Raw genomic sequence first — 17,827 nt, forward strand, 5'->3', positions numbered from 1 at the left:
AGGATGAAGAAGTTTTTACTGTTTGTCATTATGACTGTTTTAGCAATTACTTCTGTTGCTTGCGGTAAGAAAGAGACGCAAAAGGCAAGTGCTGGTAAGGGTGAAGGCGATCGATTAGTAACGAATATTAGTAGCGATCCGTATACGCTTGATTCTGCCATTGCGACAGATAGCACGTCAGGTTATGTAATTGGGCAATTGTTTTCAAGTTTATATACGCAAGATAGTGACGGGAAATATCAAAATGAATTAGCAGAGAAAGAAGAAGTAAACGCTGATGGAACTGAATATACAATTCATTTAAAGAAAGATATTAACTGGTCGGACGGTTCTCCTATTACAGCAAATGATTTTGAGTTTGCCTGGAAGCGATTATTAAATCCGAAAACGGGTTCTATGAATGCGACAGAAATGTATTTTATTAAAGGAGCAGAGGCATATAATACTGGAAAAGGTGAAGAAGGACAAGTTGGTATTCAAGTCGTTGATCCTCAAACATTAAAGGTAACACTTGAGCACCCAGTTGCTTCTATTAAACAAAAATTAGCAAGTTCATTATTTATTCCATTATCTAAAAAATCAATTGATGATAATAATAAATTAAAAACAGATCCAAAAGAGTTAATTACGAACGGACCATTCACATTAAAAGAATGGAAGCATAACCAAGCTATTACAGTACAAAAAAATAAAGAATACTATGATAAAAAGGTAACATTAAAAGAAATTGAGTTTCGTATTATTCCAGATTCTAAAACAGCGTACCAATTGTACAAGTCAAAAGAATTAGATTTACTAAGTGGTTTACCACAAGAGATGATTGAAAAAGAAAAAGGAAACAAAGAATATAAGCGTGTTGCAGGATTCTCATCTTATATTTATTCCTTTAACGTAGAAAAAGAGCCGTTTACAAATGCGAAAGTACGTAAGGCATTTTCATTAGCGGTTGATCGTAAGTTTATCGTTGAAAAATTGTATAAAAATAATGCACAAGAAGCATATGCATTCGTTCCAGAAGGAGCAAAAACACAAGATGGTCGTGATTTCCGTAAAGAAAAAGGCGATTACGTAAAATTCGATTCAGCAGAAGCGAAAAAATTATTAGAAGAGGGCATGAAAGAGCAAGGTTGGTCTACATTACCTGAAGTAACATTAAAATTCACTACAGATACACAACATAAAAAAGTAGCAGAAGCAATGCAGGAAATGTTTAAGAAAAATCTTGGTGTAGATATTAAATTAGAGAATAAGGAGTGGAAGAGTTACATCGACACATACAAGCAAAGTGATTTCCAATTAGCTTATATGGGATGGGGCGGCTCTCTATTAGATCCAATTACTAAACTAGATTTATATGCAGGTGATGGTCCAAACAACTATGCAAAATGGCATAATAAAGAATTTGACGCTTTAGTAAAAGAAGCAGAAGTTGAACAAAACGAAGATAAGCGCTTTGACCTATTGCATAAAGCAGAAGATATTATGTTTGATGATACACCATTAATCCCAATTATTTTCCCAAGCTCTTCGTATTTACAAAAATCATCAGTATCTGGCGTCCAATTCATTATCGGTTCTAGTCCAGAACTAAGATACGTAAAAATTAAAAAATAAAGAAGTAGGCAACCGCCTACTTCTTTATTTTATTTCTCTTTTATATTCTTTTTTCGTTCCGTCAGAGAAGACAACTTCTAAAGCGAATTTTTGATAGTCTTTATCAAGTTTGAATACATTTACTACTTGATCGATTACTTCTTGATCTGGTGTGTTTTTATCGAATTTTAATTCTTGTAGAAGAGGGCTTAATTTTGTAATAGCTTCATCACCTGTTAATTTTACATCTGCTTTATGGTCTTCAACTTTTGCTTCCATTTTTTTATCGGCTGCTACATTTTTATAATCAGCTTCGTAGTCTTTCTTTGTATCCTGATAGTCCGCTTTTAAATCAAATTCATTGAAATTTAGCTTTAAATCAGCAGGAGCTTCGTTTTTTGCCTCTTCTGTAGTCTTTTTATTAGAAGTTGTGTCTTCTTTTGCAGGAGCTTTACATCCTGTTAATGCAGGTACTAGCATAAGAGCTAATAAAATTGATAGTAAAATTCTCATTATAAATTCCTCCTTATGTAAATTTGTTCTATACAAGTTTTTCCCAATTTCATGTAATTATGTATGTGTTGAAAATAAATTATTTACTTATAGCTTTAAGAATTAATCCGCAATTTAAATCAAAAATGATTTGTATGTATATGGTAAATTGAAGTTGTAAGGAGGTACTGAAATGCATGAAGAGTATAAAGAGATGATAAAAAAAGCAATCGAATATATAGAGAATCATTTACATGAAGAGCTTACAACAGAAAGAGTGGCATTTCACGGGGCAGTATCGATGTACCATTTTCATCGTATTTTTCAAAGTTATATTGGGATGAGTGTAACGGATTATGTTCGTAAGAGAAGATTAACTCATGCTGCACAGGCTTTAGTATCGACTGAAAGAGCAGTCATTGATATTGCAGTGCAAAATGGCTTTTCCTCACAAGAGGCATTTACTAGAGCTTTTAAAAGAATGTTTCAATTACCACCAAAAAAATATCGGAAATATTTCCAGTCATTTTATATAGAAAGAGAGGGCGTTTCAATGGAAAAAGGTATACCGAAAGGATGGGTATTAAGTGGAAGTCATCCTGCTGAATATGAGATGGGTTTAGATTACGAAGTTGTTCATCAAGGAAAAGTATCTGCATAAAAGGAAAAGAGAACGTTACACACGGAGGGTTTTCAACATTAATGCAAATGTTCCGAGCGGATAAATATGTAGGTAAGAGGTTGCGTTTAACAGCATTTATTAAGAGTGAAAATGTAAAAGACTGGGCAGGATTGTGGATGCGAGTAGACGGAAAAGATACAGAGCCTATTGCTATGGATAACATGCAAAATCGTCCAATTAAAAATACGAATAACTGGCAATCATACTCGGTTGTACTAGATATAAAAGAAGAAGCACTTGGTATTGCATTTGGTGTTTTATTATCAGGAGAAGGCTGTGTCTGGCTAGATAGTATTCGTTTTGATGAAGTGGATGAAAAAATTCCTTCAACAGATTTGGCAGAAAATTTTTATGAAACACTCCTAGAAGAGCCGGTGAATCTGCAATTTGAAGAAATAGAAAATTAAAAAGTAAGGAGAAAAGATATGCTCAAATATGTGAAATTGATAAGTATTAGTTTAGTAGTATCATCGTGTATTATGGGAATCAACTATTTAATTAGTTATCTTTGGTCAGGGCATATACCTTCTTTGACGTGGAGAACATATTTGATATTTATGGTTATATTTATGATGAGTTTTGGTTCAATACAAAAAGAGAGCTATGAAGAGAGTTGATAATCGTCCTTTTAGTCTTCTTAGTATTAATACATATGTATTTATCACTGCATTGGAAAAACAGGTTTGCCGTTCGGGATTATTTCCCGCAACATATGCAGCGAATGGTTATTACACAATAATATTTGGTGGAGTTAATTTAGCGGAAAATATTATTTCATTATTACTTATTATACTAGTTACACAATTGGTAGCGGGAATCACTATAGGTATAAAAGTGATAGTAAAGAGGGGAAGTTCTGTAGTTAAAGAAGCATAAAGTAAAAAAGGTATCCTTCGTGGGATACCTTTTTTACTAGTGTTTATTATTTTGCAACTTCTGTCCACTTGTAGTTAAATTCACCGCCGAAGTCAGTTGTTACAAGTCCTTTAATGAAAGAGCGTTGTAAGTAAGAGCGACCTTGTTGGTATAAAGGAGCGACAGCACCATCTTGTAATAAGATTTTTTCAGCTTGCTTCATTGCTTCCCAGCGACCTTTTTCATCACCAGCTAAATCAGTTTTTACTTTACGAATAAGCTCGTCGTACTCTTTGTTAGAGTATTTATCGAAGTTATAAGCACTATCTGTTGTGAATAGATCTAAGAATGTAATAGGATCCGCGAAGTCAGGGCCCCAGCCATCGATTCCAATTTCGTAATCACCACTTAATAGTAGTTTTAACTGTTGTTTACGTGGTTGAGGTTTTAAATTCACTGTTAATCCATCTAGATTCTTTTCTAATTCACCTTTTAAATATTCACCAGTTTTCTTAGCTAAAGCATTATCACTTGTTAATAGTTCAATTGTTACTTTGTCAGTAGCAAGTTCTTGTTTCGCTTTTTTCCAGTTTTCTTTTGCAGATTTCACATCATCTTTGACTAGATTTCCATTCTCTTTACGGAAGTCATTACCGTCTGGACTTTTTGCGAATTTCGCAGGAACCATTCCTTCTGCTGGAATTGCACCGTTATTTAAAATTGTTTCTACGTACGCTTTTTTATTCATTGCTTCGTTAATAGCGAGGCGTGCATGTTGATTTTTTAATACTGCATTTTTCTGATTTAGTCGTAAGAATTGGATACCGACTTCAGCGCGTTCCTTGAAGTTGGAATCGTTCTTATACTTATCAACAAACTCCGCAGTTAAAGCAACACGATCAATTTGTCCTGAATCATATAAGTTAACTTCTGTAGATTTATCTTTAACGACATTGAAGTTGATTTCTTCTAGTTTTACAGTTTTAGCATCCCAATAGTTAGGGTTCTTCTTCAATTGGAAGCTTTGTTCATGTTTCCAGTTATCTAATGTGAAAGCACCATTGTAAATTAAATGATTTGTTTCTAAACCGTATTTATCGCCTTGAGATTTTAAATACTCTTCATTGATTGGTAAGAATGTTGCAAATGTCGTTAAGCTTAAGAAGTAGGGAACAGGGCGGTCCAGTTGTACTTCTAAAGTTTTATCGTCAAGAGCTTTAACGCCTAATTGATCGATTGCTACTTCTTTTTGGTTTATTTGTTTCGCATTTTTTATATCAAAGAATAAGAATGCATATTCAGCAGCTGTTTCAGGGTTAACGGCACGTTGCCAAGCGAAAATAAAATCTTTTGCTGTAACAGGAGTACCGTTTGACCATTTTGAATCACGAAGATGGAAAGTATACTTTGTTTTATCCGGACTAATGTCAACCGATTCAGCAACACCAGGGATCGGTTTATTATCTTCTCCTATAGCATATAAACCTTCAAAAACATTTCTCATTACATTCATGGATTCCCCATCCGTCGCTTTTGCAACATCCATTGTTGGAATTTCTGAAGCAAATGATAAGTTAATCGCTTGTTTATCGGGTGCTTTATCGTTCGCTTTTGCTCCGCCTGCATTATCTTTATTTCCCCCGCAAGCAGTTAGTAGTAGACTTGCCCCTAAAACAGATGCAACAACAGGTACAACTTTTTTCTTCATTGTTCTTTCCTCCCTAAATGTGTTGTTCGTAACGTCATAATGTCCATGTCTTGAAGTGTAGCTATAGAAGGAGAGAAAACCTATTATAAATATGTGGATATAGGTAATCAGGTATTCTATATGTATATACATGTTGAACTATAATCTATCGTTATATGTTTCAACTTAGTAGACATTACATTTTGATGATAAAATATTTTGTTTCTTTGATTATTTAGAATATTAACACTGGAAAGAACTATATGTCAATAATAAAAAGTGGAGTGTTAATTTCTTGGAATAATATATTGAAAAAGCAGATTTCCTCATATTAGGGAATCTGCTTTTAATATATTTTGCTAAAAAAACAATGGGGGTGGGTGAGAACACGATGATCTAAGTTGCATTTTATCCCGCATTAATGGGCAGTAAGATCCTCGCCTCAAAATTCAGTGAAAGCAAAGAAGTTAGGGGGGATCAACTGCCCGTAAAAGCCCGATTGGTGAGGGCTGATTAAAGTTTCACTTTATTTTTCAATTTTTGCCCATTTGAAGTTTAATTGACCTGCAAAGTCTACTTGCACAATGCCTTTCACATAAGAACGCTCTAAATAAGATTCTCCTTTTTGGTAAAGAGGAGCGATAACAGAGTCCTTAAATAAGATTTTTTCTGATGCTAGTAACGCTTTCCAGCGAGCTTTTTCATCACCAGCCAAAGTAGTTTTAACTTTTTCAACTGTCTCATCAAACTCTTTATTAGAGTAATGATCTAAATTGTAAGGGTTATTCGTCGTAAATAGTTCAAGGAATGTAATTGGATCAGCAAAGTCAGGGCTCCAACCGTCAATTCCAATCTCGTAGTCACCTTTTAATAAGAGTGAAACTTGTTGTTTACGTGGTTGCGGTTTTATATTTACCGTTAAGCCATCTAAATTCTTTTCTAGTTGTCCTTTTAGGAACTCACCAGTTTTCTTCTCAAGGTCACCATCACTTGTTAATAATTCTAATGTTATCTTTTCAGAACCAAGTTCTTTTTTTGCTTTCTTCCATAATTCTTGTGCAGATGTTGTATCAACTTTTGTTAAATCGCCGTTTGCAGTACGGAAGTCTTTTCCATCAGGCCCTTTTGCAAAGTTTTTCGGCACGAGACTAAAGGTTGGTGTAGAGCCATCATTTAATAACGTATTTACAAAAGATTTTCGATCAATTGTTTGATCGATTGCTTGGCGTGCAGAAACGTTTTGAAGTACTTTGTTTTGCTGATTCATACGTAAAAACTGTACCCCTACGTTCGGACGTTCTTTAAAGTTAGCATCCTTTTTATATTTATCAACGAAGTCAGATGTTAGTTTTATACGGTCTAATTGTTTGGATTCGAATAAATTTACTTCTGTTGATTTCTCTTTCACAACGTTGAAATTGATTTCTTCGAGTTTGACATTATCTTTATCCCAATAGGTAGGGTTTTTCTTAAATTTAAAGCTTTGTTCATGCTTCCAATCGCTTAGTGTAAAAGCTCCGTTGTACAAGATTTTGTTATCTTCTAAAGCGTACTTATCACCTTGTGCTTTAAAGAATTCCTCGTTGATTGGTAGAAATGTTGGGAACGCCGTTAAGCTAATAAAATACGGAACAGGGCGCTCTAATTCTACTTCAAACGTATGGTCATCAACTGCTTTTATACCAAGTTGATCGGATGGGAGTTCTTTGCTATTAATTTTTTTAGCGTTTTTAATATCCAGGAATAAAAAAGCATATTCAGAAGCTGTTGCTGGATCGACAGCTCTTTGCCAAGCGAAGACAAAATCTTTCGCTGTTACAGGTGTGCCGTTCGACCATTTTGAATCTCGTAAATGGAATGTGTATTTCGTTTTATCAGCACTTACTTCATGAGATTTCGCAACGCCAGGAACAGGTTTATTACCTTCACCAAGATTGTATAAACCTTCAAATACGTTTCTCATTACTTGACCAGAATCAGTATCTGTAGCACGAGCCGTATCCATTGTTCGAATCTCAGTAGGAGAAGATAAGTTTAAAACTTGCTTACTAGGTGCCTCATCTTTTGCATTTGCTCCGCTCGCTTCGTTTTTATAACTACCGCAACCAGATAATAAAATACTTACTCCTACAACTGATGCAATACCGGGTACAAACTTCTTTTTCATTTGATTTTCCTCCTAAATAGTTAATAAGATTGGATGATGATGAGGGAAATGAAAAACAAAAAATCCCTCTTTTCGTATTGAGAAAGAGGGATTTTTACGTACAAGTTATGCACCCGTATATAAACGAAGTCCCTCATTCTATCTTTCAAGCACAAAGCTTGCAGGAAGTGGCACAGTATTCAAAATGAACCTGCTGCCGAGGTTTCAAAGGGCCAGTCCCTCCACCTCTCTTGATACAATGAGTAAACAAATAAATTTTATTAATTTTTGTGTTTCTTTGATAATTCAAAATCTTACACCTTAGATAATGAAGTGTCAATCAAATGGAATATAGTTTAAATTTTCAGTTTTATTTTTTTAAAAAAACCACTGCATATGGCAGTGGTTTCCCTACTAGAAGTTAAAGTTATCTGGATCTGGACCAACGCGATGATTTTCATTTAAAGCTTGAATTGCTTTCATATCATCCGAGCTTAATTCAAAGTCAAAGATGTTTGTATTTTCAATAATGCGGTGTTCTTTAATAGACTTAGGGATTGTTACAACTTCATTTTGTAGATCCCAACGTAAAATAACTTGTGCAGTCGATTTATTATATTTCGTAGCGATTTCTTGTAATGTTGGGTGATTAAGTAGCTGCCCCTGCATTAATGGTGACCAAGCTTCAAGCTGGATGTTATGTTCTTTACAGAAGGCATGTAATTCTTCTTGTGCTAAACGTGGGTGGTATTCCACTTGGTTAACCATTGGTTTAATTTCTGCAATTTCAAATACGTCTTGCAAATGGTGAATATGGAAATTACTCACACCGATAGCACGAACACGACCATCTTTATAAAGCTGCTCTAAAGCTTTCCATGATTCAGTGTATTTTCCTTTTACAGGCCAATGTACTAAATATAGATCTAAATATTCTAGACCTAATTTTTCTAATGTAGTTTCAAATGCTTGTAGTGTTGACTCGTAACCTTGATCACTATTCCACACTTTTGAAGTGATGAATAACTCTTCACGAGGAATACCAGATTCTTGAATTGCCTGTCCAACGCCTTCTTCGTTTTTATATATCGCAGCAGTATCGATACTACGGTATCCATTTTTTATAGCTGCTTTTACAGAATCAATTACTTCTGTACCATCTTCAACTTTAAAAACACCCAAGCCGAACCAAGGCATTTTCACGCCGTTATGTAATGTTGTATAGTCGTTTAAACTTGTTAAAGTCATATTAATTCCCCCTAGCTTTTTTATTGGTCGCTTCAACTGCTTGTTGAATGACTTCTGAAAAATTATTTTCATATAGAACTTTTAAGCCTTCAGCCGTTGAACCTCCTGGTGTTGTTACTTGTTCGCGGAGCATAGCTGGATCCTGATTTTGCTGGAGCATAGCGGCAGAGCCAGCAATCATTTGAATGACAAGGTGTTTTGCTGTTTCCTCATCAATCCCATAGCTTTTCGTTGCTTCAATTAAACCTTCAGCAAAGTGATAGAGAAAAGCGGGTGCACTACCAGTAACTGCGGTAAGTTGGTGAACTTCCTCTTCGGTACAAAACTGTGAGGTACCGATACCTTTTAAAAGAAGTTGTAACGTTTCTTGATGTGTTTCATCTACAGAATGTCCCGTCGTATATAAGGAGATAGACTTTCCAATCCCAGCAGCTGTATTTGGCATAATCCAAGCAACAGGTGTCCCTTGGGGAAGTCTTTCTTCTAGATAAGATGGTCCGATTCCGGCAGCAACTGTCACGACAAATTGATTAGTTAGAAGAGGGGATAGATCCGCTAATAGCTGTTCATGTGCGACAGGCGGCATTGCTAAAACGATTGTATCTACAGATTTAATATGCTGTTTCCAATCTGTTGTAATCGATAGATCATATTGAGTTTGTAATTGCGTTAGTTTTTCTATGTTACTTCGGTTGGAAACAATAATTTCTTCGATGTATTCTTTACTTGTTGTAAGTAGTCCAGTAAATATAGCTTCTGCCATACGACCGGCACCAATAAATAAAATTCGATGTTTATTAGGCATATCCTTTATTCCTTTCTGATGAGAATATGTTATAAAAAACGATACCATTTTTAAGAGAATTTTGTAAAAAGAAACGGCTTATCGTAAGTGGAATAGATGAGTGGGGGGGTTTACAGGAGAAAATTTATAGTAAGTATAAGAGTTATTTCTTATACTGTTGATAGGGAGTTTATTACATATCTGGGGAGAGATAAATATGGTTAGAAGTCCACTTTTTTTACTCATTTCTAGTATTATTTGCATATTAGTTGGATTCTATATCCGATCAAGTTATATTGAAATTTTCGCATCGGTTATGGGGATTATTAATGTTTGGTTACTTGCAAGGGAAAAGGTATCAAACTTTTTATTTGGGATGATTACAGTTGCGGTATTTCTGTATATTTTCACTACACAAGGCTTATACGCAATGGCAGTATTAGCAGCCTTCCAATTTATATTTAATGTGTACGGTTGGTATTACTGGATTGCGCGTAGTGGAGAGGAGAAGGTAAAGCCGACAGTTCGCTTAGATTTGAAAGGATGGATTATTTATATACTTTTTATTTTAGTTGCTTGGATTGGTTGGGGATATTATCAAGTCCGTTATTTAGAATCGACAAGTCCATATTTAGATGCTTTAAACGCTGTATTAGGATTAGTAGCTCAATTTATGCTGAGCCGAAAAATCTTAGAAAATTGGCATTTATGGATTTTGTATAACATAGTTAGCATTGTGATTTATATTTCAACGGGCTTATACGTCATGTTAGTATTAGCTATTATTAATCTATTTTTATGTATCGATGGCTTGCTTGAATGGAAGAAAAACCATAAAGAGCGAGAACGTGTAAATAATTATATTTAGAAAATAATTGTAATCAAAAAACCCCCTGAAGCATATACGTTTCAGGGGGGGTAAATATAGTGTGAATTTATGCTTTTGTCATACCAAGCAATACAGCGCCGCCGATAATTAAAACACTACCTAGTCCAATAAAGATCAATTGACGTTTTGTTTTCTTTTCACCTAAGAAGACAATCGCACCGAATGTTGAGATAACGATTCCAGTTTGAGATAATGGGAAGCTTGTCGCTACTCCGACACGTGGTAATGAAAGAAGTAAGAATAAGTTTCCTGTTCCCCATAGTAAACCAGATAAAGCATTACGCATTGCATATTTGTTAAATGGTTTATGTTTAGACGTCAGTACAACCGCACCAACGAACATACCAACTGCCTGTGGTAAAATAGCAGACCAACCATCAATGTTATACCAACGAATAATAATTACATATACAAGATAACCGAAAGTAGAAACAATTAAAGTAAGAAGTCCCTTTTTCAATTGTCCTGGTGGCTGTGCATTTTCTTTATCATCTAGTGATGTGAATACAACACCAACTACGATTAATAGGATTGCAATCGTTCCCAGAACAATCGTTGTTGTAGTAGTCCATTCACGGAAAGCGATAACCCCAAAGATAGAAGTTGCAACAAGTTGCATACCAGTAGAAATCGTTACAGTAGTTGAAACACCTAGTTTTTCAACTGTTTTTAATTGGTTTACTTGTCCTAAAGCCCAGAATAAACCTGAAATAAAACCAACAATCAAGACTGTCATTGTTAAAGCTGGTTGAGTAAATACATACATAACTGTTGCGAAGAATAGAGCACCGATTGTCATACCTACCGTTTGGCTATATGCACCACCGCCCATTTTTACGCTTACTAATAAGATGTTTCCCCATGCGATTGCAGGAAGAAGCGCTAATAAAATGTCCATTACAAGACTCCCTTCGGTTTTCTATACCAATATAATTACATATCGTTCTAACGATCGGTAATGCCCCACTAATAGAGTAGAAGATTACCGATCGCTAAAACAGGATGAAGAACTTACGATATAAATGCGTTTTCATTTCTTCACTTTTTGAAACACTTTCATATAATAACAGGAAATTACCTATTTTAGAAAGTGAATTCAAATAAAATGTATATTTAAATAAGAAATAAAATTCAGTCATTATTTAGGTCATTTTATTTTTCGGGAAATAAAAAAAGCAGCTTTTGTCGAAAACTGCTTTAGGAAGTGGTAATTCGCTTGTTAATGATTTGAATACATAATAAAAATAGTAATGACATGCTAATTGTTATGATGACAAGAGTCCAAGCGAGTTGCATATTACTTGCATCAATAGCCATATAAATTGCAGTTGGAATCGTTTGTGTTTTGCCAGGTATATTTCCTGCAAACATTAAAGTAGCACCAAATTCCCCGAGTGCGCGAACGAAGCTTAAAATCATACCGCTAAGTAGCGCGGGGAATGCAAGTGGGAGTGTAACGTGTAGAAAAACTTGATATTCACTCGCACCAAGGTCGCGCGCACCATCTTCAATTTGCACATTCGCGATGGAAAATCCTGTTTTTGCTGATTGATACATGAGCGGAAATGCAACGACTGTAGAAGCAATGATAGCAGCAGTAGATGTAAACATAATGGACTGCTGAAATAATGATTCAATCCACTTTCCAATGGGACTGTTATTTCCAAAAATGATAATTAGAAAAAAGCCGATAACAGTTGGTGGAAGCACCATTGGTAATAAGAAAATAGTTTCTAGTAGTACTTTATATCGCCACGAGGAGCGCGCTAATGCTCGTCCAATAATCGTTCCTAAGATCGTAACGATAATGGTGGCGCATGCAGCTACTCGCAAGGATAGAAAGACAGGTGACAAAATTGTATCAAAGCTCATAGCAATTATGGCAGGATTGTAAATCCATATTTCTTAAAGATAGATTGTGCATCTTTTGATTGCAAATACTCATAGAATGAAGTCGCCTCTTTCTTATGCTTAGATTCCTTTATAACACCTAAAGGATAGTGGATTGGCTCATGAGAATTAGCCGCTACCGCCTCTACAATTTTCACCTTGTCTGAAACGAGAGCGTCTGTTTTATATACAATACCAGTATCAACATTACCTGTTTCTACATATGTTAACACTTGGCGAACATCTTTTGTAAATACGATTTTATTTTGAACGTCATTCCAAAGATTTTCATGTGTGAGAGAAGCTTTTGCATATTTTCCTGCAGGTACAGATTCGGGTGTACCAAGTGCGATTTTCTTGATTTTCACATCCTTTAAATCTTGAAATTTTGTAAGAGAACTATCTTTTGGAACGACTAGAACTAGTTCATTTCCAAGAAGGTTTTTCCCTTCTTTTTCATTAATGAATCCTTTTTTAACAAGGGTTTGGAATTTATCTTCTGCTGCAGAGAAGAATAAATCAGCAGGTGCACCTTGTTCGATTTGTTGTTGAAGTGCACCAGAAGCACCGAAGTTAAAAGAAAGTTTAATGTTTGGTTCTTTCTCTTTATATTGTTTTTCAATTTCTTTTAGTGAATCTTGTAAACTTGCAGCCGCTGATATAGTCAGCTCCACTGATTTTCCCTCTTTAGCAGCTGACTTTTCTTCGCTTGAACAAGCTGCACTGAATATAAGAAGAAAAGAAAGTATAAGTACCCCAATGGATCGTAATGTAAATTTGTTCATAAAAAATCCCCCTTCGTTTACTAAACTAATTATAACTAAATATAACTAAATATAACTAGTTATAATTGAATATAATTTGAACGATATAGTTGTTTTTAAAAACTAGGAGAAATATTCTTTTCTTTGTTACAATGAAGGAAGAAAGTGAGGAATCGTCTATGGATTATCATTCCTACACAACGGAAGAAGTAGCAAAGCGATTAAAAGTATCAAAACTAACTGTATACGACTTAATTAAAAAAGGAGAACTGCCTTCTTATAGAGTTGGTAGACAGATGCGCATTGATGCAGCTGATTTAGAACAATATATAAAGCAAATGAAAACAGGGAAGGTACAATTTACTCCTGTAAAGAAGGACGAAATTAGTAGTTCGAATACACGCATCATTAGTGGTCAAGAACTAACGTTAGATATGTTGGCAAAGCATATAGAAAATCGATTGCCAAATTCTAATATATTGAGAGCGTATCAAGGTAGTTTAACGAGTTTAGTGAAGATGTACCAAGGAGAAGGAAGTGTCGTTAGTTTACACTTATTTGATGGTGAAACGGGTACATATAATGTTCCTTACGTAAAACGTATTTTAGTTGGACAACCATATATTATGATGAATTTATTAGCAAGAAATGTTGGGTTTTATGTGCAAAAAGGGAATCCACAAAATATAAAAACATGGGCTGATTTAGCTCAGTCATCTATACGATTTGTAAATCGAGAAAAAGGTTCTGGTATTAGGGTGTTAGTGGATGAGCAATTGCGAATTCAAAAATTAAGTAAAGAAGATATTAACGGGTATGAATGGGAAGAATCGAATCACCTTGGCGTTGCCTCGCAAGTCGCGAATGGAAAAGCTGATATTGGGGTAGGTTCAGAAAAGTTTTCCCAAATTGTGAACGTAGACTTTATTCCAATAATGAAAGAACAGTATGATTTAGTACTTCTGAAGAATAAAGAAAATGAGGAACTTATTGAGGTTATAAAAGAGGTTTTGCAATCTGAAGAGTTTCACAATGAATTAAAAGCAATTGGTGGATATGATATAAGCAAAACAGGCCAAATTATATATGAAACAAACTAAAAGGCTGCTTGTCTATAAGACGAGCAGCCTTTTCTATATATAAAGGGGTTGGGGGAAACAAAGTGTTAAATAAGACTTTGAGCAAGTGCATAAATGAATGCAGTAAGAAGAGTAGCTCCACTTGCAAGTCCGATAAAGTCTGATTTGTTGAAAGTAATGTTGTTCATTATAATCTCTCCTTATTTGTTTAATGTAGTTGCAACTGCTTTTGCATCGACAAGTGCGGATAGCACCATGCCCATTGTATTGAAAAATTTGTTTGATTTCATTTTGTTCATCATGCGTATCCGCTCCTTTTCGAATTGTTGTTGCCCTGCTTTCTGTCTTAATTATATGAAATATAGCAGCCTGCAACTATCGAATTGGCTTACGTAAGACTTACACTTTTGTAAGAAAAAAAGACATTCGTGTAAGAATGTCTTTTAAAGCATATTGATATGATGATGTGCTTCAATTGTTTTTAAAAAGCTTCGCATCGAATTGGTCATGTAACTATCTTTACGGCGTATGAAAACAGTTGAAATACTACCATATTTCTCCGGAATTGGATGACAGTGTACTTTACCTGCTGTAGAAAGGTGCTGCACCGCAGACTGGGGGACGAGTGTAATCCCAAGACCGAGCGCTACGCTATTTAATATAGTTTCTAATATGTTAAACTCCATAATTCTTTTTGGTAGCAAACCTTCATCTTTAAGCCATCGTTCAAGCTTGGAACGGTATCCACATCCTTGATTAAAAACGAGTAGGGGCGTCGTAGTAAATTCTTCTATATGAAAAGCTTTATTTTGTGTAACAAGCATTAATTTCTCAGTACTAACATCGTATTGTTCAATTAGTGGATGTTTAATAGGACCTGATATAAAGGCGCCATCTAATTGGTGATCGAGTACTTCTCTAATAAGCTCTTCCGTTAGACCAGCTTGTAATGATAAATCGACATTTGGATAGCTTTTGTAGTAAGAAGACAAAATGGTAGGCAATGTACTGACTGTTTCGACTGTACCGATTTTTAATATACCAGATGGTGTTTCACTATCTAAAAACACTTGTTTTAGCTCTTCAACATCTTGCAAAATTTTATGAACGTAAACGAGCATTTTTCTTCCTTCAGCTGTTAAAGTCATGCCTCGCTTATGACGGTAAAAGAGAGGTGTTTTCAGCTCGTTTTCTAATTGTTTAATACGTGCGGTTACATTTGATTGTACGTAATTTAATTCCTTTGCTGCGCCGCTTACACTACCGCGGTCGGCAACGCTCTGGAAGATTTGTAAGTCTCGTAATTCCATTTTATGCTCCTCCTTGATGTTAACTATCATTATAAATGATAGTTAACATCATTTTGAATCATTTTACGTGATATATTTTTTCTTTTACAATTCTCTTTGTGCAAATAGAAAGAAGCGGGGGATTGTGGTGAGAAAAGGTCAAATGATAATAGGTGCTTTGGCATGTTTAATTGCAAGTATGTCATGGGGAGCGATGTTTCCGGTTGCTGATCATGCTCTAGAATACATAGATCCATTTTATTTTTCGTTTATTCGTTATGGTGCGGTAGCAATTGTATTGATTGTATTATTGCTAATGAAAGAAGGAAAGAAGGCATTTCGCTTAGAAGGAAGAGGGAAGTTACTCGTCTTTTTTGGAACAATGGCTTTTACCGTATATAATGTATTAATTTTTCTAGGACAAATGTTAATGGGAAAATCAGGTGTAATGGTAGCTTCTATTATGGAGGCGCTTATGCCAATGATTTCAATTTGTATTTTATGGGGATATAAAAATATAAAGCCGAAGAAATATATGATAACGAGCATGATTATTGCGTTTGTAGGGGCTGTATTTGTTATTACGAAAGGTGATATGAGTTTCTTTTTAACATTGAAAGATAACATGTTTTCGCTAGCATTTATATTTGTTGGTGTTGTAGGATGGGTTATTTATACGATGGGTGGTCAAACGTGTAGCGATTGGTCAACATTACGCTATTCTACTTTGACATGTGTATTGGGTACAACTGTCACAGGGATTATAACTGTGGTCATTACAGTGCTTGGATATGTATCTGTTCCAAGTATGGAAACGATTTCTATTGTGAAGTATGATTTGTTATTTATGATGACATTACCAGGTATCGTAGCACTACTTGCTTGGAACTACGGTGTGAAAATCTTATCATCCATTAATGGTATTTTATTTATTAACTTTGTGCCAATTACTACTTTAGTTATTATGATGATGCAAGGGTATAAAATAACAACATTTGATATTGTAGGAACATTATTTGTTATTGCAGCGCTTATTCGTAATAATGTTTGTCAGAGAAAAGAAGAAAATATAAATAAACAAATTTTGCAAGAAAAGCAATTGCGTCAAGCTGTTTAATAGGCAACTGGAGGATTTTATATGTTAGAAAGTTTATTGTTTTTCTTTGCTGCTGGAGTTGCCTGCGAGCTTGCAGCAATTAATCGAAACGGTCGTAAAAATATAAAACAACAAGCTGAATTGATACAGCTTTTAAAAGACTTGAAGGAAAGAAAAAATTAAAAGACGACCGGGCATAGACGGTCGTCTTTTCTATTATTATTTATATAAAGGGGAAAGGGGACACAAAGTTATATAAGCGTAGCAGCGTAAATGAAAGCAGTAAGAAGAATCGAGCCGCTAGCTAGTCCTAAAAAATCTAATTTATTAAAAGTCATGTTATTCATTATAAATTCTCCTTACTTGCTTAATGTAGAAGCAACAGCTTTTGCATCGATAAGAGCGGAGAATACCATGCATATTGTATTTAAGAAATTGTTCGTTTTCATTTTGTTCATCATATAGATCCGCTCCTTTTCAAATGGTTGTTGTTACTTTCTGACTTAATTGTATAAGATAGTGGAGGGAGCCGCTATCGAATTAGCTTACAAGAAAATTACACTTTTGTAAGAATTGAAATTTAACAATAAATACTTATTTTTATTACCAACTCCTAAAACTTAGTGTTATAATCGTTGTAAGAAAATGATTATACTTCGGATATTCAGAAAGGAACGAAACAAATGTATAAACCAATTACATTTTCGTTGAAATATATATTTAAAATGGCTGGGAAGGTAGAAGTACAAGGGAGAGAGAAATTACCGGAAGGTGGCCCTTACGTTGTTGCGTGTACACATACAAGTTTTATGGATGTTTTAATGTTAGCGGCAGGAATGTACCCAACCCAAATTCATTACATGGCAAAAAAAGAATTGTTTGAAGGGAAATTTAAAAATTGGTTTTTTAAAAATGTAAATGCATTCCCTGTAGACCGTGCGAATCCAGGGCCAAGCACATTAAAAATTCCATCACGTTTATTAAAAGAAGGAAAAGTAGTAGGGATTTTTCCGAGTGGGACGAGGTCATCAGAAGACGTTTCACTAAAAGCTGGGGCTGTTACGATTGCAATGCGTTCTAACGTTCCGTTAATACCGGCAGCTTATGTTGGTCCATCAAGTATAAAAGAATTGATAAAAGGAAAAAAAGCGCGATTAGTTTTTGGAGATCCAATTCAAATCGATGCTGAAGAACAAATAGACCGAAAAACGGCTATGAAAATGATGACAGATGAATTAAATGCAAAGTTTGAAGAACTAAAGGAAGTTTTGCAGCCGAATCAAAAATAAGAAAAGACGATCGTGCATAGACGGTCGTCTTTTCTATTATTATT

19 protein-coding genes, 1 pseudogene and 1 riboswitch are annotated in these 17,827 nt (G+C 34.9%); of the genes and pseudogenes, 9 read left to right on the forward strand and 11 right to left on the reverse strand.

Annotated features, from left to right (window positions below; translation table 11 throughout):
- The first annotated feature begins 3 nt into the window (after positions 1-3).
- Positions 4-1,614: a peptide ABC transporter substrate-binding protein gene (locus NSQ69_RS01070; RefSeq protein WP_341098877.1), complete on the forward strand. Its 1,611-nt coding sequence runs from the start codon at positions 4-6 to the stop codon at positions 1,612-1,614.
- A 24-nt stretch (positions 1,615-1,638) separates the two neighbouring features.
- Here NSQ69_RS01070 and NSQ69_RS01075 read toward each other — a convergent pair whose 3' ends face one another.
- Positions 1,639-2,106, reverse strand: coding sequence for a YusW family protein (locus NSQ69_RS01075; protein WP_002187526.1), 468 nt, complete (start codon positions 2,104-2,106; stop codon positions 1,639-1,641).
- 172 nt (positions 2,107-2,278) lie between these two features.
- Here NSQ69_RS01075 and NSQ69_RS01080 point away from each other — a divergent pair.
- From NSQ69_RS01080 to NSQ69_RS01090, 3 genes and pseudogenes are all read left to right on the forward strand, one after another.
- Positions 2,279-3,174, forward strand: a pseudogene (locus NSQ69_RS01080) (helix-turn-helix domain-containing protein).
- Between the two features lie 18 nt (positions 3,175-3,192).
- On the forward strand, positions 3,193-3,384 hold the full coding sequence (locus tag NSQ69_RS01085; protein ID WP_002124741.1) for a hypothetical protein: 192 nt from the start codon (positions 3,193-3,195) through the stop codon (positions 3,382-3,384).
- Positions 3,371-3,643 (forward strand): hypothetical protein, encoded by a 273-nt coding sequence (locus NSQ69_RS01090; RefSeq protein ID WP_002091435.1) that lies wholly within the window; start codon positions 3,371-3,373, stop codon positions 3,641-3,643. The genes NSQ69_RS01085 and NSQ69_RS01090 overlap by 14 nt, the downstream gene beginning before the upstream one ends.
- A 46-nt stretch (positions 3,644-3,689) precedes the next feature.
- On the opposite strand, the gene NSQ69_RS01095 is transcribed toward NSQ69_RS01090, so the two are convergent.
- From NSQ69_RS01095 to proC, 4 genes are all read right to left on the reverse strand, one after another.
- Positions 3,690-5,330: a peptide ABC transporter substrate-binding protein gene (locus NSQ69_RS01095; RefSeq protein WP_033730967.1), complete on the reverse strand. Its 1,641-nt coding sequence runs from the start codon at positions 5,328-5,330 to the stop codon at positions 3,690-3,692.
- A gap of 505 nt (positions 5,331-5,835) precedes the next feature.
- Positions 5,836-7,476, reverse strand: a complete 1,641-nt coding sequence (locus NSQ69_RS01100; RefSeq protein WP_341098878.1) for a peptide ABC transporter substrate-binding protein — start codon at positions 7,474-7,476, stop codon at positions 5,836-5,838.
- Between the two features lie 135 nt (positions 7,477-7,611).
- A riboswitch (SAM riboswitch) is annotated at positions 7,612-7,716 on the reverse strand.
- 153 nt (positions 7,717-7,869) lie between these two features.
- The gene (locus NSQ69_RS01105; protein ID WP_341098879.1) at positions 7,870-8,703 is read right to left on the reverse strand and encodes an aldo/keto reductase; all 834 of its coding nucleotides are present in this window, start codon (positions 8,701-8,703) and stop codon (positions 7,870-7,872) included.
- Position 8,704: 1 nt separating this feature from the next.
- A complete protein-coding gene (gene proC, locus NSQ69_RS01110) occupies positions 8,705-9,508 on the reverse strand; it encodes a pyrroline-5-carboxylate reductase (protein ID WP_002124750.1) in 804 nt (267 codons plus the stop codon).
- Between the two features lie 196 nt (positions 9,509-9,704).
- Between proC and pnuC the strand changes: the two genes are divergently transcribed.
- Positions 9,705-10,355 (forward strand): nicotinamide riboside transporter PnuC, encoded by a 651-nt coding sequence (pnuC, locus tag NSQ69_RS01115; protein WP_002091429.1) that lies wholly within the window; start codon positions 9,705-9,707, stop codon positions 10,353-10,355.
- Positions 10,356-10,422: 67 nt separating this feature from the next.
- On the opposite strand, the gene NSQ69_RS01120 is transcribed toward pnuC, so the two are convergent.
- The 3 genes from NSQ69_RS01120 to modA form a co-directional block, all read right to left on the reverse strand.
- Positions 10,423-11,274, reverse strand: a complete 852-nt coding sequence (locus tag NSQ69_RS01120; RefSeq protein ID WP_341098880.1) for a GRP family sugar transporter — start codon at positions 11,272-11,274, stop codon at positions 10,423-10,425.
- Between the two features lie 299 nt (positions 11,275-11,573).
- A complete protein-coding gene (gene modB, locus NSQ69_RS01125) occupies positions 11,574-12,248 on the reverse strand; it encodes a molybdate ABC transporter permease subunit (protein WP_002169310.1) in 675 nt (224 codons plus the stop codon).
- 5 nt (positions 12,249-12,253) lie between these two features.
- Positions 12,254-13,051 carry a molybdate ABC transporter substrate-binding protein gene (gene modA / locus NSQ69_RS01130; protein ID WP_341098882.1) on the reverse strand — a complete coding sequence of 266 codons (798 nt, stop codon included), beginning with the start codon at positions 13,049-13,051 and terminating at the stop codon, positions 12,254-12,256.
- A 131-nt stretch (positions 13,052-13,182) separates the two neighbouring features.
- Here modA and NSQ69_RS01135 point away from each other — a divergent pair, with 131 nt between their 5' ends.
- Positions 13,183-14,130 carry a helix-turn-helix transcriptional regulator gene (locus NSQ69_RS01135; protein ID WP_341098884.1) on the forward strand — a complete coding sequence of 316 codons (948 nt, stop codon included), beginning with the start codon at positions 13,183-13,185 and terminating at the stop codon, positions 14,128-14,130.
- Positions 14,131-14,195: 65 nt separating this feature from the next.
- On the opposite strand, the gene NSQ69_RS01140 is transcribed toward NSQ69_RS01135, so the two are convergent.
- Together NSQ69_RS01140 and NSQ69_RS01145 are read right to left on the reverse strand one after the other, a co-directional pair.
- On the reverse strand, positions 14,196-14,297 hold the full coding sequence (locus tag NSQ69_RS01140; RefSeq protein WP_002124760.1) for a DUF3948 family protein: 102 nt from the start codon (positions 14,295-14,297) through the stop codon (positions 14,196-14,198).
- A 255-nt stretch (positions 14,298-14,552) separates the two neighbouring features.
- Positions 14,553-15,419, reverse strand: coding sequence for a LysR family transcriptional regulator (locus NSQ69_RS01145; protein ID WP_002029391.1), 867 nt, complete (start codon positions 15,417-15,419; stop codon positions 14,553-14,555).
- Positions 15,420-15,546: 127 nt separating this feature from the next.
- On the opposite strand from NSQ69_RS01145, the gene NSQ69_RS01150 reads away from it, so the two are divergent.
- Together NSQ69_RS01150 and NSQ69_RS01155 are read left to right on the forward strand one after the other, a co-directional pair.
- Positions 15,547-16,515 (forward strand): DMT family transporter, encoded by a 969-nt coding sequence (locus NSQ69_RS01150; protein WP_002124765.1) that lies wholly within the window; start codon positions 15,547-15,549, stop codon positions 16,513-16,515.
- Between the two features lie 21 nt (positions 16,516-16,536).
- The gene (locus NSQ69_RS01155) at positions 16,537-16,677 is read left to right on the forward strand and encodes a YrzO family protein (protein WP_002063481.1); all 141 of its coding nucleotides are present in this window, start codon (positions 16,537-16,539) and stop codon (positions 16,675-16,677) included.
- A gap of 68 nt (positions 16,678-16,745) precedes the next feature.
- On the opposite strand, the gene NSQ69_RS01160 is transcribed toward NSQ69_RS01155, so the two are convergent.
- Positions 16,746-16,841 carry a DUF3948 family protein gene (locus NSQ69_RS01160; protein ID WP_002124767.1) on the reverse strand — a complete coding sequence of 32 codons (96 nt, stop codon included), beginning with the start codon at positions 16,839-16,841 and terminating at the stop codon, positions 16,746-16,748.
- Positions 16,842-17,177: 336 nt separating this feature from the next.
- On the opposite strand from NSQ69_RS01160, the gene NSQ69_RS01165 reads away from it, so the two are divergent.
- Positions 17,178-17,783, forward strand: coding sequence for a lysophospholipid acyltransferase family protein (locus tag NSQ69_RS01165; protein WP_002124771.1), 606 nt, complete (start codon positions 17,178-17,180; stop codon positions 17,781-17,783).
- Positions 17,784-17,827 lie beyond the last annotated feature (44 nt).

This window comes from Bacillus sp. FSL R10-2201 (assembly GCF_038008665.1).
GTDB lineage: Bacteria > Bacillota > Bacilli > Bacillales > Bacillaceae_G > Bacillus_A > Bacillus_A mycoides.

What these genes read in the sequence shown, in the direction of transcription:
- NSQ69_RS01085 (WP_002124741.1), top strand. Translation starts at nt 3,193, where the DNA reads ATGCTCAAATATGTGAAATTGATAAGTATTAGTTTAGTAGTATCATCG.
- NSQ69_RS01155 (WP_002063481.1), top strand. Translation starts at nt 16,537, where the DNA reads ATGTTAGAAAGTTTATTGTTTTTCTTTGCTGCTGGAGTTGCCTGCGAG.
- NSQ69_RS01140 (WP_002124760.1), bottom strand. Translation starts at nt 14,297, where the DNA reads ATGAACAACATTACTTTCAACAAATCAGACTTTATCGGACTTGCAAGT.
- modA (WP_341098882.1), bottom strand. Translation starts at nt 13,051, where the DNA reads ATGAACAAATTTACATTACGATCCATTGGGGTACTTATACTTTCTTTT.
- NSQ69_RS01075 (WP_002187526.1), bottom strand. Translation starts at nt 2,106, where the DNA reads ATGAGAATTTTACTATCAATTTTATTAGCTCTTATGCTAGTACCTGCA.
- modB (WP_002169310.1), bottom strand. Translation starts at nt 12,248, where the DNA reads ATGAGCTTTGATACAATTTTGTCACCTGTCTTTCTATCCTTGCGAGTA.
- NSQ69_RS01135 (WP_341098884.1), top strand. Translation starts at nt 13,183, where the DNA reads ATGAAGGAAGAAAGTGAGGAATCGTCTATGGATTATCATTCCTACACA.
- NSQ69_RS01105 (WP_341098879.1), bottom strand. Translation starts at nt 8,703, where the DNA reads ATGACTTTAACAAGTTTAAACGACTATACAACATTACATAACGGCGTG.
- NSQ69_RS01100 (WP_341098878.1), bottom strand. Translation starts at nt 7,476, where the DNA reads ATGAAAAAGAAGTTTGTACCCGGTATTGCATCAGTTGTAGGAGTAAGT.
- pnuC (WP_002091429.1), top strand. Translation starts at nt 9,705, where the DNA reads ATGGTTAGAAGTCCACTTTTTTTACTCATTTCTAGTATTATTTGCATA.
- NSQ69_RS01145 (WP_002029391.1), bottom strand. Translation starts at nt 15,419, where the DNA reads ATGGAATTACGAGACTTACAAATCTTCCAGAGCGTTGCCGACCGCGGT.
- NSQ69_RS01090 (WP_002091435.1), top strand. Translation starts at nt 3,371, where the DNA reads ATGAAGAGAGTTGATAATCGTCCTTTTAGTCTTCTTAGTATTAATACA.
- NSQ69_RS01120 (WP_341098880.1), bottom strand. Translation starts at nt 11,274, where the DNA reads ATGGACATTTTATTAGCGCTTCTTCCTGCAATCGCATGGGGAAACATC.
- NSQ69_RS01095 (WP_033730967.1), bottom strand. Translation starts at nt 5,330, where the DNA reads ATGAAGAAAAAAGTTGTACCTGTTGTTGCATCTGTTTTAGGGGCAAGT.
- proC (WP_002124750.1), bottom strand. Translation starts at nt 9,508, where the DNA reads ATGCCTAATAAACATCGAATTTTATTTATTGGTGCCGGTCGTATGGCA.
- NSQ69_RS01070 (WP_341098877.1), top strand. Translation starts at nt 4, where the DNA reads ATGAAGAAGTTTTTACTGTTTGTCATTATGACTGTTTTAGCAATTACT.
- NSQ69_RS01165 (WP_002124771.1), top strand. Translation starts at nt 17,178, where the DNA reads ATGTATAAACCAATTACATTTTCGTTGAAATATATATTTAAAATGGCT.
- NSQ69_RS01160 (WP_002124767.1), bottom strand. Translation starts at nt 16,841, where the DNA reads ATGAATAACATGACTTTTAATAAATTAGATTTTTTAGGACTAGCTAGC.